This window comes from Ferrovum myxofaciens (assembly GCF_013181415.1).
Lineage (GTDB): Bacteria > Pseudomonadota > Gammaproteobacteria > Burkholderiales > Ferrovaceae > Ferrovum > Ferrovum myxofaciens.
On sequence record NZ_CP053676.1, the window covers coordinates 711,555 to 726,950 of the forward strand.

The 15,396-nt window shown below is 56.1% G+C and carries 9 protein-coding genes and 1 pseudogene; 5 read left to right on the forward strand and 5 right to left on the reverse strand.

The window, feature by feature from the left end; translation table 11 throughout:
• Positions 1–95: 95 nt before the first annotated feature.
• From HO274_RS03465 to HO274_RS03485, 5 genes and pseudogenes are all read right to left on the reverse strand, one after another.
• A complete protein-coding gene (locus HO274_RS03465; protein WP_273121526.1) occupies positions 96–2,684 on the reverse strand; it encodes a glycoside hydrolase family 65 protein in 2,589 nt (862 codons plus the stop codon).
• Positions 2,660–3,298, reverse strand: a complete 639-nt coding sequence (locus tag HO274_RS03470) for an HAD family hydrolase (protein ID WP_273121528.1) — start codon at positions 3,296–3,298, stop codon at positions 2,660–2,662. Before HO274_RS03470 ends, HO274_RS03465 begins: the two co-directional genes overlap by 25 nt.
• Positions 3,295–5,736, reverse strand: coding sequence for a phosphoketolase family protein (locus HO274_RS03475; RefSeq protein WP_273122263.1), 2,442 nt, complete (start codon positions 5,734–5,736; stop codon positions 3,295–3,297). Before HO274_RS03475 ends, HO274_RS03470 begins: the two co-directional genes overlap by 4 nt.
• A 192-nt stretch (positions 5,737–5,928) precedes the next feature.
• Positions 5,929–6,096 (reverse strand): annotated as a pseudogene (locus tag HO274_RS03480) (IS701 family transposase); the annotation flags it as partial.
• Between the two features lie 305 nt (positions 6,097–6,401).
• Complete coding sequence (locus tag HO274_RS03485; protein ID WP_273121531.1) at positions 6,402–7,421, reverse strand: class I fructose-bisphosphate aldolase; 1,020 nt, start codon at positions 7,419–7,421, stop codon at positions 6,402–6,404.
• A 715-nt stretch (positions 7,422–8,136) separates the two neighbouring features.
• Between HO274_RS03485 and HO274_RS03490 the strand changes: the two genes are divergently transcribed.
• The 5 genes from HO274_RS03490 to HO274_RS03510 all read left to right on the forward strand — a co-directional run bounded on the left by HO274_RS03490 (position 8,137) and on the right by HO274_RS03510 (position 15,371).
• The gene (locus HO274_RS03490) at positions 8,137–9,591 is read left to right on the forward strand and encodes a DUF3375 domain-containing protein (protein ID WP_031598561.1); all 1,455 of its coding nucleotides are present in this window, start codon (positions 8,137–8,139) and stop codon (positions 9,589–9,591) included.
• Positions 9,592–9,593: 2 nt separating this feature from the next.
• A complete protein-coding gene (locus HO274_RS03495; protein ID WP_273121535.1) occupies positions 9,594–10,265 on the forward strand; it encodes a DUF4194 domain-containing protein in 672 nt (223 codons plus the stop codon).
• On the forward strand, positions 10,258–13,632 hold the full coding sequence (locus HO274_RS03500) for an ATP-binding protein (RefSeq protein ID WP_273121536.1): 3,375 nt from the start codon (positions 10,258–10,260) through the stop codon (positions 13,630–13,632). Before HO274_RS03495 ends, HO274_RS03500 begins: the two co-directional genes overlap by 8 nt.
• Positions 13,629–14,864 carry a DUF3322 domain-containing protein gene (locus HO274_RS03505; RefSeq protein WP_273121537.1) on the forward strand — a complete coding sequence of 412 codons (1,236 nt, stop codon included), beginning with the start codon at positions 13,629–13,631 and terminating at the stop codon, positions 14,862–14,864. The genes HO274_RS03500 and HO274_RS03505 overlap by 4 nt, the downstream gene beginning before the upstream one ends.
• A gap of 69 nt (positions 14,865–14,933) precedes the next feature.
• Positions 14,934–15,371: a DUF29 domain-containing protein gene (locus HO274_RS03510; RefSeq protein WP_273121538.1), complete on the forward strand. Its 438-nt coding sequence runs from the start codon at positions 14,934–14,936 to the stop codon at positions 15,369–15,371.
• The last annotated feature ends 25 nt before the right edge of the window (positions 15,372–15,396 follow it).

The window sequence follows — 15,396 nt, forward strand, 5'->3', positions numbered from 1 at the left end:
TCTGGCGCGGCAGGCCGATTTCTTTATTTGGAGGCATCATCACCGTACCATACATGTCTTGGAAGGTCAAAACTATTGGTCCAACGTCGAAACTATCACCTAAACCTCCCCTTTGCCTCGCCGCTCAATCGAAACACGCGGGTTGTACCGCTGACAAATTCGTAGATATTATCTTCAACGCATAGGGAAATCGGCGGCGCCGCATCATCGCGTCCACGAACCCTGAGCGCGTCGCGCGTGAGCCGCAAATCGAGTGAATGCCCGCGGTAGCGGATGCTCAGGTCGAGGCGCTCCAACTCCTGCGGCAATTCCGGAGCGAAGTGCAGAACATCGCCTCTGGCTTCAATACCCGTCGACACACGTTGCATTAAATCAATCGACCCCGCCATCGCGCCGAGATGCACGCCCTCCGCAGTAGTGCCCTGCTGGACATCGTTCACGTCGCTTTGCAGTGATTGCACGAAGAAATCCATTGCGCGCTGCCGGTCGGAACGTGCCAGCACCCAGCCCAACACCGCCTGAGACAGCGTCGAGCCTTTGGACGAGCGGTCGGCATAGTAGGCGATGTTGCGCGGAATGGTCTCGTATTCGAACGCATAGCCCAGACGTTCGAACAGTTCGCCGAGTGCATCGGCGGAAAACAGGTAGAACAACATCAGCACGTCGGGCTGTTTCGATAGCTTGTATTGGTTGGTGCTGTCGTTCTCCCCCTCGAGAATAAGATCAAGGCGTTGAATATTTCCGTACCGGGTCCGGTAGCCTTCCCAGTCTAGCTCGCGCAATGTTTCGTAGCCCTCGAACTGGCTGATGATCCCCTCGTCGTGCAACGGCACGAACATCTTTCGGCTGATGTCATCCCAGCGCGCTAACTCCTCCGCCGACAGGCCCAGCCGCGCCGCGAGCTCGGCGCGACGCACCTCTGACAGCAGCTCGAGCACCTCCAGCGCCCGGCACAGCACCCACACGGCCATGATGTTGGTATAGGCGTTGTTGTTGAGGCCAGGCGTTGTTGCATCCGGATAGCCGTCGTGAAACTCGTCGGGGCCCATCACGCCACGAATCTCGTAGCGCCCGCGCGCGTCATCGAAGCTGGCGATACTTGACCAGAAACGAGCGATATCCAGGATCAGTTCCGCGCCGTAGGCATGCAAAAACTCAACATCGCGCGTGACCTGGAAGTACTGCCAGACATTCTGTGCGATGGCGCTGCCTACATGACGCTGCAGATAGGAGTTGTCGCGCACCCAGCGCTGCGAGCGCGGGTTCAGGTTGAACGCCTGGGTCTCCTCCTCGCCATTGCTTGCGCTCTGCCAAGGGAACATCGCGCCCTTGTAGCCAGCCGTCGCCGCCGCCGCACGCGCCTCGCCCAAGCGCCGATAGCGGTACATCAGCAGCGATCGGGTGATTTCGGGCATTCGATAGTTGAAAAACGGAAAAATGAACAGTTCGTCCCAGAATATGTGGCCCTGATACGCTTCTCCGGTCCAGCCCCGCGCGGGCACACCGATATCGAGGCCGATGGAGTTGGGCGATACAGCTTGCAGCAGATGAAACATGTTCAGCCGCAGCAGCATCGGGACGTTCGACTTAAACCCCTGATCGGTCGGCTGGATATGCACATCGAAGCGGCGCCACAGGTGCTTCCAGGCGAGCACATGCTCCGCCAGCACGGCCTCGAAGCGTCCCGCGCGCGCGATCGCCTTGCGCGCCTCCAGTCCGCACTCTGAAATGGCGTGATCACGCGAGGTGTAAATGGACGCCAGCTTCTCGATCAGCAGCGTCTCGCCTTGCTTCAGGTCGACTTTGAGTTCCTGGCCGATGTACCCTGGTTCTTCGATGACCCGGCGCCGGACTTCGAGCAGTTTCCCGTCAAGGAACGACCGCGTTCGCACCGCCTGCGCGACGCTGATATGCGACTGGCAGGTGCGCACCAGCAGGCACACACCGTCTTCGCCGACGACCTCGCCTGCGAGCGACTCCAAATGCTTATTATTGAACTTGCGGTACAGTTTCGCACCGTCGTTGGTGACGCGGGCGTCGATCGCCGAGCGCACGGTGACGCCTGCCGACCAGTTGTCTGCTGTCAGCGCCAACTCCAGCGCGCCCAGGTGCATATCGCCCATCGACACCAGGCGTCGTTCGCACAACGTGCTGCGCCGCCCCTGGCCGTCCTCGAAGCTGAGGCTGCGCAACAGCATGCCGCTACGCAGATCGAGTTCCTGGCGATAAGACAGGATCTTGACGCTGCGCACGTCGAACCAGTCGTCCCCGCCGATGCGAAATTTGAGCGCAAGCCAGTTGGGGAAATTCACCAGATCCTCGTTCTCGACGCTGCGACCGGCGATGTCGGTGCGCAAGCGGTTGTAGCCACCGGCGAGGTAGGTGCCGGGATAGTGAATGTCATCGGCCTGCGCTCCGGCGGTGGCCCCGCGCGTCGCGAAATAGCCGTTCCCCAGTGCGCACAAGGCTTCACGGATACCCTCCTGCGCCGGATCAAAGTCCTCAAACACCAGCGACCACGCTGAAGACGGCTCCACTGCCAACTGAATCTGGCCCAGATCGGTCACCACGACATCAGCACCGGCATCTCGCATCGCCTGCGTCTGGTCACGGCGATCGACGCCGATGACACAGCCGAAACGGCCGGCGCACCCGGCCTTTACGCCGACGATCGCGTCCTCCACAACGACAGCGCGCGCAGGCTCGATCCCGAGACGGGGCGCGCCGCCTCCAGAAAAGCATCCGGCGCCGGCTTGCCTTCGAGTTTGAGGCGCGTCACGTCCATCCCGTCGACGCGCGCATCGAACAGCTGCGCGATACCCGCTGCCTCGAGCACCGCCGCGCAGTTGTTGCTGGAGGACACCACGGCGGTCTTGATTTCCTGCGCGCGGAGTTTGCGCACCAGCGCGATTGCCGCCGCATAAGGCTCGATGCCCTCATGCTCCAGGTATTGCAGGAAATAACGGTCTTTCAGATTCCCCAGCGCGTGCACGCTTTGCACCTCGGGGCCATCTTCGGCTGTGCCCAAGGGCAATTCGATCCCGCGCGATACAAGAAAATCTGCCACGCCGTCGTAACGCGGCTTGCCATCGACGTAGCGCGGGTAATCGGTATCGATATCAAAGGGCACGAACGCCTCCCCTGCCTTGGTGGCGCGCTGCTTGAGAAACTCGTCGAAGAGCTTTTTCCAAGCCGAGGCATGCACGCTCGCGCTTTTCGTCAGCACCCCATCCAGATCGAACAGAACGGCATCATAGTCGCGCGGCGAGAGAGTGATGACGGGACAGATACAAGTCATTTCGCATCCTGACTGCTGAGTCCAACACGCTGCTCTGTCAGTATCTGCCTCATATCCCTTGAATTATCAGCGGCCCGCCCAGCACTCCAGCGCCAGTTACGAATCTCGGGCATGTCCTGACCATTCTTGTCGATGTACTGCTTGTGCTCGATCAACTTGTCCTTGAGTTGCTGTTTCAGGTCCATACCCTTGTCGCCGGTCTGTGGCAGGCGGTCGATGGAGTCCATTACCAGGTGGAAGCGGTCCAGGTCGTTCAGCACCGTCATGTCGAAGGGCGTGGTGATAGTGCCCTCTTCCTTGTAGCCGCGCACGTGGAAGTTGTTGTGGTTGATGCGACGGTAGGTCAGGCGGTGGATCAACCACGGGTAGGCGTGGTAGGCAAAGATCACCGGCTTGTCTTTGGTGAAGAGCTCGTCAAAATCCATATCACTCAAGCCGTGCGGGTGCTCGCTGGGTGGTTGCAGTTTCATCAGGTCAACGATATTGACCACGCGGATTTTCAGTTCGGGCAGATGCTCACGCATGATAGAAACGGCAGCAAGTATTTCCAGCGTGGGCACATCGCCGCAGCAGGCCATCACCACGTCGGGTGACACCGCCTGATCGTTACTGGCCCATTGCCAGATGCCGATACCCTCGGTGCAGTGCTTGACTGCTTCGTCCATGCTCAGCCACTGCGGCGCCGGATGTTTACCCGCAACCACCACGTTGACGTAATGACGGCTGCGCAGACAGTGGTCCATCACCGATAGCAGGCAGTTTGCATCGGGTGGAAAATACACGCGCACCACTTCTGCCTTCTTGTTCACCACATGGTCGATAAAGCCGGGATCCTGATGGGTGAAGCCGTTGTGATCCTGGCGCCATACATGCGAGGCAAGTAAATAATTCAGCGATGCAATTTTTCTGCGCCACGGTATGTGCGCGGTGACTTTCAGCCATTTTGCGTGCTGGTTGAACATCGAGTCGATGATGTGGATGAAGGCTTCGTAGCAGTTGAACAGCCCGTGTCGCCCGGTAAGCAGATAGCCCTCGAGCCAGCCTTCACACTGGTGTTCGCTGAGCATTTCCATCACACGACCGCTCGGTGCAAGACATTCGTCATTCGGCAGAGTCGCAGCATCCCACTGGCGTTCGGTCACGTCAAACAATGCTTCCAAGCCGTTGGAAAGTGTTTCGTCGGGACCAAACACACGGAAATTGTGCTGCTCATCGTTCAGCTTGGTAATATCGCGCAGGAATGGGCCAAGCACATGCGTGTCGCCGATGCCCGGCGCGCCAGGCTCAGGCACGCTGACCGCATAGTCGCGAAAATCCGGCATACGCAGATCGCGCAGCAGGATGCCACCATTGGCGTGCGGGTTAGCGCCCATGCGGCGACAGCCCAAAGGTACAAGTTCGGCCAGTTCCGTTTTCAGGCGTCCCTGCTTGTCGAAAAGTTCCTCAGGCCGGTAACTCTTCATCCAGTCTTCCAGCAGTTTTAAGTGTTCGGGATGTTTGTGCGGGTGCAGCGGTACCTGGTGCGCACGGAAGGCACCCTCAATCTGCAGGCCGTCGACGACCTTGGGGCCGGTCCAACCCTTGGGCGATTTGAGCACGATCATCGGCCAGCGCGGACGGGTGAGGTCGCCGAGCGCGCGAGCGTCGTGCTGGATTTTTTTGATCTGTTCCACTGCTGTGTCGAGTGCTGTGGCCATCACCTCATGCATCAGCGTAGGGTCGTACCCCTCGACAAAGATCGGCATCCAGCCATAGCCACGCAGCAACTGTTCCAGTTCCTCATGTTCGATTCGGGCGAGTATGGTCGGGTTGGAAATCTTGTAGCCATTGAGGTGCAATATCGGCAGCACCGCGCCGTCGGTAGCCGCATCGAGAAATTTATTGGAATGCCACGCGGTAGCCAGCGGTCCTGTTTCCGCCTCTCCATCGCCGACGACACAGGCGACGATCAGATCGGGATTATCGAATACAGCGCCGAACGAATGGCTTAACGAATAGCCTAGCTCGCCGCCTTCATGAATCGAGCCGGGACACTCCGGTGAGGCGTGACTGGGTATGCCGCCGGGAAACGAAAATTGCAAAAACAACTTCTGCAGTCCGGCCTCATCCTGACTGATGTCGGGATAGACTTCGCTGTAAGTACCCTCGAGATAGGTGTTGCCCACCACCGCCGGACCTCCGTGCCCGGGGCCGGCAACGTAGATCATGTCGAGGTCGTACTTCTTGATGACCCGATTCAAATGCGCGTAGATGAAGTTCTGCCCCGGCGTTGTGCCCCAGTGGCCCAGCAGCATTTTCTTTATATCCGTAATTGTCAGCGGACGTTTCAGTAGCGGATTGTCGCACAAGAAAATCTGGCCGACCGACAGGTAGTTGGCGGCACGCCAGTAGGCGTCCATCTTGTGCAACTGTTCTGCAGAAAGCGTGTTTGTCTTAATTTTTCAGTGCTCCTTTTTTATCAAGATCGAGAACGCGGCAAACCCGTCCTGGCTATCATCGAATGAGGACAGGGGGTTGCGCGCATCAGCACTGCAATCGTTGATCCTGAGTGGGGAAAGGCATCACGAAATTCCCCGACTTCGGGTTGTCGCTGTGCGCACAAGGTGAGGCATGGCGTACGGGAAATCCGATAAATTGAGCGCCGAACCCAATCGGACCCGCACCACCAGGGCCAGTGTAACCCAACCTTGGCTGTTCAAAAAGGTGGGCCGGTTGGCCTTGTGGCTGTGATCGTGTTTGACGCTGATCCCCGGCCCCTTCTTCGCGCAACGAGGAACCAGCGTATCGTCGATGATCAGCAAGTGTTTTTTGCATTTTTTGAAAATATTTATCGCGCAGATGGGTACCTTCGATATTTGGAAAAACCCGTGAATATCTAAAGTTCAGCCTCTGTAATTAAAGAAGCAAATATTTCTCGGATGGTGAGCATGCACAGGAACCTCTTTTGCCGTGCACAGGTTAAGGAGCATGCCCTCCTCTGCGGAACGTATCTGTTCGTTAGCGCACTCAGGACATATCGGGATGCTCGCGCTGCGACCGCTGCAAAACACTAATCAAAATCAGCACAGGATATCGCCCGTAAAGTCCAATCAATGCGCCCCACTCACGCCGTATTTTCCATGCTTTCCTGATACTCACCCCGCTGTGCAGCACCATTCAAGCGTGCCCGTTTCAGCAGAGCCTGCTGGGCCGCGCCAACGTTCTCCGCCTTACCCTGCCAAGCTTGCAACACCGGCTGTTGCAGGGCGCGGCCATAGGAAAATGAAAGCAACCAGGGCGCATCACCGACATTCATGGCATTAAGGTTGGCCGTCGCCTGTTCCGGACTCAGTCCACCGGAGAGAAAATTGATGCCAGGCACCGCTGCCGGTACCGTGCGCCTGAATACCCGCAGGGTCGCTGCTGCGATCTCTTCGGGACTGGCCCTGACGGAATGGTCCTTACCCGGCAACACCATACTGGGTTTCAAAATAATGTGCTCCAGTACCACATGATGGCGGTGCAGTGCATGAAATATTTCCTTTTGCACCGCTTCGATTACTTCGGCGCAACGGGCCAGACTATGATCACCGTCGATCAACACCTCCGGCTCGACGATGGGCACAATACCTAGTTCCTGGCAGACTGCCGAATAGCGCGCCAGCATCTCGGCGTTGGCGCTGATGGCAAGAGACGTGGGATTGTGTCCGCTGATCTGATAGACATCGCGCCACTTGGCAAAACGCGCACCCTGGCTTTTGCAGTGTTGCAAGCGTTCCGCCAGACCGTCCAGTCCATAGGTAATGAGATCGCCGGGCGACAGCGCCAGCGGACCCTTGCCCTTGTCCACCTTGATACCGGGAACAATACCTCGCCGCGCCAGAACTTCAGGCAAAAGGATATCGTCATCGCTGGTCTGGTCCAGGGTCTCCTCAAACTGGATCACGCCGCTGATATAGTCCTCAATTCCGGGGGTAGTAAACAGCAGGGCGCGGTAGACGCGGCGATTCTCCTCAGTAGACTCAACCTTGATCGCCGCAAAGCGTTTGGCGATGGTGAGATGGCTCTCGTCGGCGGCGAGAATACCCTTGCCAGGTTGCACCATCTGCTCGATGGTGGCCTGAAGTTCGTCTGCAATGGTCATGATTCATCTCCTGTGATAGATGCAGAAATGGCTGATACGAACACCAACGGGCGTTAGTATTTAATCGGAACAAACAATAACGTCCCGTCAGATTCCTTCAAAGACCCGTCATTCTGAAGTGGACCCCTATGTCAAGACAATAATGAATTTCAATGAATTTTTGCGTAACAAAGGTTTTTGAAATGGCGCCCCCGACGGGAATCGAACCTGTAATTGCCCCTTCTTCCCACTTCGGCTTTCGCCGCCGAAAATCCTTTCGTTCGTGGGCTGGACTTTACCTTGACCCTAATCCCGAACCGGGATGACAGGCCGCATCCGTCAAGTCTCTACACATTTTCCAGCACTCTGGAACTTTGCTCGGTATTGCCTCGTGCCAGGCACAGGGGGTTCACCGACTTTGAATGCATTCACCAGCCTCTTTCGATGACGGGTGCCCAATGATGTTTAGGAGGGGGCCGTTATATCCATTTAACTACGGGGACGCGCCTGCGCATTCTATCACCATCTCACCTCCATAACATGTGTGCATGATCTACTCAGAGAACCTCCCCAAACCTGCAACCAGGCGAAGAGCGAAAGTGGGACATGGCATAATACTGTTGCATCTTTTTGTATCAAGTGACAAGATGCTTGCCCCGTTGGGTATCGAACACGCGCGCACCGTGATCAACCAGGAGTCTGGTTCGGATGTCGCGAAATTAGAGAATATCAACATATGGCCCTCGACTATGCTACTTTGGACACCCTGCGCAACCACCATCCGGCTTGGAAGTTGCTGCGCTCGGATCATGCCCCCCTGGTGGCCAGTTTTTTACATCGGGTGTTCGTGTCGTCCAATGTGCGCGGAATGAATGCCACCGATTTGGCCGAGGCGCTGGAGGATGAACTCTATGGTTTGCGCCAGCGATTTGGTGACACTGCCTTCCCCAAAAACGGGATGGATTATCTGAACGACTGGGCCAGCACCGAAAAAGGTTGGCTGCGCAAATACTACCGCCAGGGAACCGATGAACCGCAATTTGACCTGACATCGGCCACCGAGAAGGCCATTGCCTGGCTGGGGACACTCACCGAGCGTAGTTTCGTCGGCACTGAATCGCGCTTGATGACCCTGTTCGAACTGCTCCGGCAAATGAGCGCGGGTTCCGAAATCGATCCGGCCAAGCGCATCACCGAATTGCACAAGCGCCGCGAGGAAATCGATGCCGAGATCGCACGGGTGTTGTCTGGGGATGTGCCTATACTGGACGACACGGCACTGAAGGATCGATTTCAGCAATTCATGCAGTTGGCGCGAGAACTGCTGACTGACTTTCGCGAGGTCGAGCATAACTTCCGCATGCTCGACCGCCGGGTGCGCGAGCGCATCGCCCTCTGGGAAGGCTCCAAGGGAGCCCTGTTGGAAGAAATCATGGGCGAGCGAGACGCCATCGCCGATTCCGATCAGGGCAAGAGTTTCCGGGCCTTCTGGGATTTTCTGATGTCCAGCCGGCGACAAGAAGAATTGACCGAATTGCTGTCGACCGTGCTCTCTTTGGCGCCCGTCGCTGACCTCCAGCCGGATGCTCGCACGCGGCGAGTACATTATGACTGGCTGGAAGCCAGCGAACATACCCAACGGACGGTGGCCCAACTTTCTCAGCAACTCCGACGCTTTCTGGACGATCAGGCATGGCTGGAGAACCGCCGCATCATGGATATCCTTCATGGTATCGAAGCCCAGGCGCTGGCGCTCCGGGAACACCCCCCAACCAAAGACATCATGAACCTCGCCATTCCGGCCGCCTCTTTGGAATTGCCGATGGAGCGCCCCTTGTTCACCCCCACGCTGAAACCGCTGATCGCCGACATCGAGTTGCACGCAGGCACAGAGGAGGGGGATATGGCGGCGCTCTATGATCAGGTGGTAGTGGATACCGTACAACTGGCCCGGAATATCACTCAGGCATTGCAGGAGCGAGCCCAAATCACTCTCGCCGAATTGGCCAAAGCGTATCCGCTCGAACAAGGGCTGGCGGAATTGGTGGCGTATGTACAATTGGGTAGCCAAACCTTCGCCGCCGTGGTGGATGAGTCCACGCGGGACCTCGTTGGTTGGGAAACAACTGCTGAGGATGGGGTCATCGTACACCGGACGGCAAATCTACCTCGGATGATTTTTGTGAGATGACGATGGACGATGACACTCTTGCCATGACCCCTTCTCTCGGTCAAATCGACCCCCCTGATTTGTCGGTACTGATCATCAGTCTGCTCAAGGGCGTGATCTACCGCGATGATAACGAACGCCTATGGGGAGCGTTGCTTTCTCTCCAGGCCAGGGTCAGGGATTATGTATCGGTGCTGGCTTTGGCTTTGGTACTCGACGAGGCCGAAGGCTATGCCTTCCTGAAAAGCCGTCTCGAATCGGAAGATGAGGAAGGAAACCCAAAACTTCCCCGATTGGTGGCGCGGCGCCCTCTGTCCTTTCCCGTCAGCCTGCTGTTGGCTCTGCTGCGCAAGAAGTTGGCGGAGTCGGATGCCGGAGGGGGCGACACCCGGTTGGTACTGACCCGCGAAGACATCCTCGAATTGGTGCGGGTGTTTCTTCCTACAGCGAGCAATGAGGTGAAATTGGTCGACCAAATCGAAACCCACATCAACAAAATTGTCGATCTCGGGTTCCTGCGGCGCCTGAAAGTTGGCGCTGGCACCACTACGGGCCCGACAAGTTACGAGGTAAAACGAATCCTGAAGGCATTTGTCGATGCTCAGTGGCTGGCCGACTTCAATGACCGTCTGGCCGCCTACCAGACACAATTCACGGAAAATATCGACTCCGCCGGAGAGGTTAGCGATGAATGAAACCCGATCCCAGAGTTTTGACTTCGTCGCCGACGATACCCTGTCGGGTTTTCGCCTGAAACGACTGGAAGTATTCAACTGGGGCACCTTCGATGGCCAGGTATGGACGCTTAACCTAGAGGGCAAGAACGGGCTATTGACGGGAGATATCGGCTCCGGGAAATCCACCCTGGTGGATGCCATCACCACCCTGCTGATCCCTGCCCAGCGCATAACCTATAACAAGGCAGCGGGCGCTGATACCAAGGAGCGGTCCCTGCGCTCATACGTATTGGGCCACTACAAATCGGAGCGCAACGAAATTACGGGCACCGCTCGACCAGTATCCTTGCGCGATCATAAAAATTATTCAGTGATTCTCGGCGTGTTTCACAATGCCGGCTATGACCAAACCGTAACCTTGGCCCAAGTTTTCTGGATGAAAGATGCCGCCGGACAGCCAGCGCGCTTCTTCCTGGGAGCCGAACGGGACCTGACCATCACCACCGACTTCGCCCATTTTGGCACTGAAATTTCCGCATTGCGCAAAAAATTGCGTCATCTGGGCGCGGAAATCATGGACAGTTTTCCCCCGTACGGATCCTGGTTTCGACGCCGCTTTGGCATCAACAACGATCAGGCACTGGAACTGTTCCATCAGACGGTATCGATGAAATCAGTGGGTAACTTGACTGACTTCGTTCGCAGTCACATGCTGGAACCCTTCGAGGTGGCGCCGTACATTCAGGCACTGATTACCCACTTCGATGATTTGAACCGTGCCCACGAAGCCGTGCTCAAGGCCAAACGGCAGGTGGAACTGCTCACGCCCATGGTGGCGGACTGTCAACGGCATGCGAATCTGGCCAACGAGATTGAGGAATGGCGGAAAGGCCGCGAAGGACTGCACACCTATTTTGCAGGTCTGAAACTCGCCTTGCTCGACAAACGCCTGATCAACCTCAAGGGAGAATGGGAAAAACTCAATGCTCAGGTTGAACGACTCGACGACCATCAGGATCAGCAACGGGCTGTCATCGATGAGATCAAGCGGGGGATTGCCGCCAATGGTGGAGATCATTTGGAAAGACTGTCGTCCGAGATCAAGCGCAAGGGTGAAGAAAGGGATCGTTGTCGCCAGAAGGCGCATCGCTATGAAGAACTGATCACCGCAGTGGGTGAAGTACCCGCCTCCGACGGGGATGGCTTTGTGGATCAGCGTGCCCGTTTGTCCGTATATGCCGAAACGGTGGCGGAACAATCAGCGGCTCTGGAAAATCAGGAACGAGAACACGATTTTGCCTTCCGCAAAGGCAGGGAGGAGTATCAAGCCCTCAGCGAAGAAATTTCCAGCCTGAAACATCGCCGCAGCAATATCGAAAACATCCAGGTGCAAATCCGCACAACGCTCTGTGCAGCATTGGGGATACCGGAGGAGGACATGCCCTTCGCTGGCGAACTGATTCAAATACGCGAAGAAGAGCGCGCCTGGGAAGGCGCGGCCGAGCGGTTTTTGCGCAGTTTCGGGCTGTCTCTGCTGGTACCCGATGCACGCTATCCGGCGGTGGCTGAGTGGGTAGACACAAACCAACTGCGCGGTCGTCTGGTCTTTTTTCATGTGCGTCCCCAGAAAAAATCCCTCGATTTCCCTACGTTGCACCGGGATTCTTTGATCAGAAAACTCTCGATCAAGCCGGACTCTCCGTTCTATGACTGGCTGGAGCGCGAGTTGACCCACCGCTTCGATGTGGCATGCTGTGTCACACCGGAGCAGTTTCGCCGCGAAACCCGCGCCATGACCCGAGCCGGACAGATCAAGGATCCTACAGGGCGCCATGAAAAAGATGACCGCTATCGGATCGAAGATCGTAGCCGCTATGTGTTGGGCTGGACCAACAGTGCCAAGATCGCGGCTCTGGAGGATAAATTCCACCGCCTCGAACGACAATTAGGCGAACTGGGTCACCTGATCGGTAAGGTCCAGGGGGCACGCAAAGAGGTTCAGACGCGCCTCATCGCATTATCCAGACTAGAAGAATTCACCGAATTCGACGAACTGGATTGGACGACCAAAGCCGCAGAAGTGGCTCGGCTCGAAGATGAATTCAAACAATTCGAATCGTCATCCGATAAATTGAAGCAGTTGAATGACCAATATCGTGAGGCAAACCAGAGACTGGAGAATCTCCGCAAAGATCTGGATACCGCCCGGGACAAACGCTCCAAAACCGAGCAAAAGCGCATGGACACGGATCTGTACAGGCAGGCGGTCTCCGCTCAGATCACGGAGAAACCCCTTGATGCGGCGCTCAGCGCCCGCTTGGAAAACACGCGCACCGAGGCCCTGGGTCAACATCTGCTCACCGTGGAGTCCTGTGATAACCATGAGCAACAAGTTCGTGGTTGGTTACAAGGACGCATCGATGGAACAACCAAGAAACTGTCAGATTTGCGTGACAAGATCATTCAGGAGATGATGGCGTTCAAAGAGTGGTTCAAATTGGAAACAGCGGATTTTGACGCCAATATTGATGCCGCTTTCGAGTACCAAAATCTGCTCGATCGGTTGAATCGGGATGACCTGCCCCGCTTTGAGACGCGCTTCAAGGAACTGCTGAACACCAATACGATCAATGAAATTGCCAATTTTAATGCCCGGCAGAACCGTGATCGGGAACTGATCAAGGAACGGATCGGGCGCATCAACGAATCGCTGACACAAATTGACTACAATTCCGGGCGCTATATCGTGCTGGAATCCCAACCCAGTCCAGATGTGGACATTCGGGATTTTCAGTCAGAGTTGCGGGCCTGTACGGAAGGAACCCTCACCGGTTCGGAAGATGCCCAGTATTCCGAAGCCAAGTTTCTTCAGGTAAAAATCATTGTGGATCGCTTCCGGGGCCGCGACGGACTCGCCGATCAGGATAGAAAATGGACTGCCAAGGTCACCGATGTACGTAACTGGTTCCTCTTTGCCGCCTCAGAACGCTGGCGTGCCGACGATATCGAGTACGAACATTACTCGGACTCCGGTGGAAAATCGGGGGGGCAGAAGGAGAAACTGGCCTATACTGTACTCGCAGCCAGTCTGGCCTATCAATTTGGCCTGAAATGGGGCGAAGTCAAGTCCCGATCCTTCCGTTTTGTGGTCATTGATGAAGCCTTTGGCCGAGGATCAGACGAATCTGCCCAATATGGATTGAAGTTGTTCAAACAACTGAATCTGCAACTCCTGATCGTTACCCCCCTCCAAAAAATCCACACCATCGAACCTTTCATCGCTCATGTTGGTTTCGTACATAACGAGGGGGGGCAAGCGTCTAAATTGCGCAATCTGACCATTGAGGAATACCGCACCCATCGGCCCCAAACGCTACCGGCATGAGTTGGACCACGGCCCGCGAGTTGAAGCAACAGGTAGTTCGTCTCTGGGAGCGGGGAGACCTGCTGCGCTCAGAAATCACGGGAGAATCCCGATTCCCGCTGAAACTGGCCCTGACAATTCCCACTTCTGCAGAACTCACCGAGCGTTTTGATGCTGTGCGTGTCTGGATCGCGGGTCTGACTGCCCTCCCCCATACTCGGATCGAGTGGCGCGAAATCAATCATCGGGTTCAGGGCACGCAACGACTCCCCCAGTCGATCTGGGTGGATTGCCTGGAAGACGCGCTTCTCTGGATCGGCCGGCGTGCCGAAGCTGCCCGCTTCGAAGAACTCGCATCCCTGACCCGCTCAACCCATGCAGCACTTCTGGCATGGTTGGCCAAACGACCCTTCCAAGCGCTCGAACTGGTTGAAGTGTGGCCTCAACTGCTCGAGGTGGTGATCTGGATGCAACAGCACCCGCACCCCGGCATCTACCTGCGGCAAGTAAATATTGCAGGGGTCCATAGCAAATTCATCGAGGCCCATCGCAGCGTTCTGGCCGAATGGTTCGAACTTGTCTTGCCGGCCTCGGCAATTGCTGCAGAGCATACCGGAATCCGTCAATTTGCTCCACGCTATGGTTTTCTCGACAAACCGACGCGTATTCGTCTGCGTGTGCTCGACCCACAGATCAGATGGATTTCGGGGTCCCCTTGTCCCGATATCACCTTGGATGCTAACAGTTTCGCCCACCTCAACCCGCCACTTCGCCGGGTGTTCATCACCGAAAACGAAACGAATTTCCTGGCATTTCCCCAAGCCTCCGAAGCCATCGTCATTTTCGGCGCCGGCTACGGCTGGGAAGCACTGTCTCGGGCCACATGGTTGCACCGTTGTGACCTGTATTACTGGGGCGACATCGATACCCATGGATTCGCCATTCTGGATCAATTGCGTCGTCACTTCCCTCATACCAAATCGTTGCTCATGGACCGGTCAACCTTGATGGCACACCTAACCTCATGGGGTTCAGAACCCGACCCCATCACCCACGACCTGCCAAACCTCACAAAAATCGAAGGTGCCTTATACGACGAGTTGAGGGATAACCGGATCCGCACCCACCTCCGACTGGAACAGGAAATGATCAACTATTCCCTGGTGGAAGCCGCGATAGCGGACGAAACCGACCCCGGATCCAAGAAAGCAATGTTTGGAGCATCGACTTTGACACCTTGGAATTTTGGTTGAGGTAATTGGCTGCTTTGACACTGATATGGAGGGGTTGGTAAACTTCGTAGAGTTTGAGAGGGGGAATTGATGGCATTAACGACAGGTCACTCTTACGATACCGACATCATTGCCTGGTCCAATGAGCAGTCTGCTTTGCTTCGTGCCAGGCGCTTTTCTGAACTGGATATAGAACATATCTCAGACGAGGTGGAAGACGTGGGTAAAAGTGAGCAGAGGGAACTTGCACACCGGATAGCGCTCTTGTTAACGCATCTGCTCAAGTGGAAATATCAACCAGAAAGGCGAGGTGCAAGTTGGGATTCAACCATCCGGACCCAACGTATTGCGATTGAATCAAGGTTAAGGAAAACCCCCAGTCTCAAGGCTTCCATCGAAGATGCCGATTGGTGGACAGATCCTTGGGCGGATGCGGTTCGCGCCTTCTTTAGTGAAACCAATCTTGACATGGAACTGCCCGATGTTTGCCCGTGGTCCTTCGAGTCGATAATGGATGAATCCAGGTAGGAAAAAATTAACGGGATATTTATCC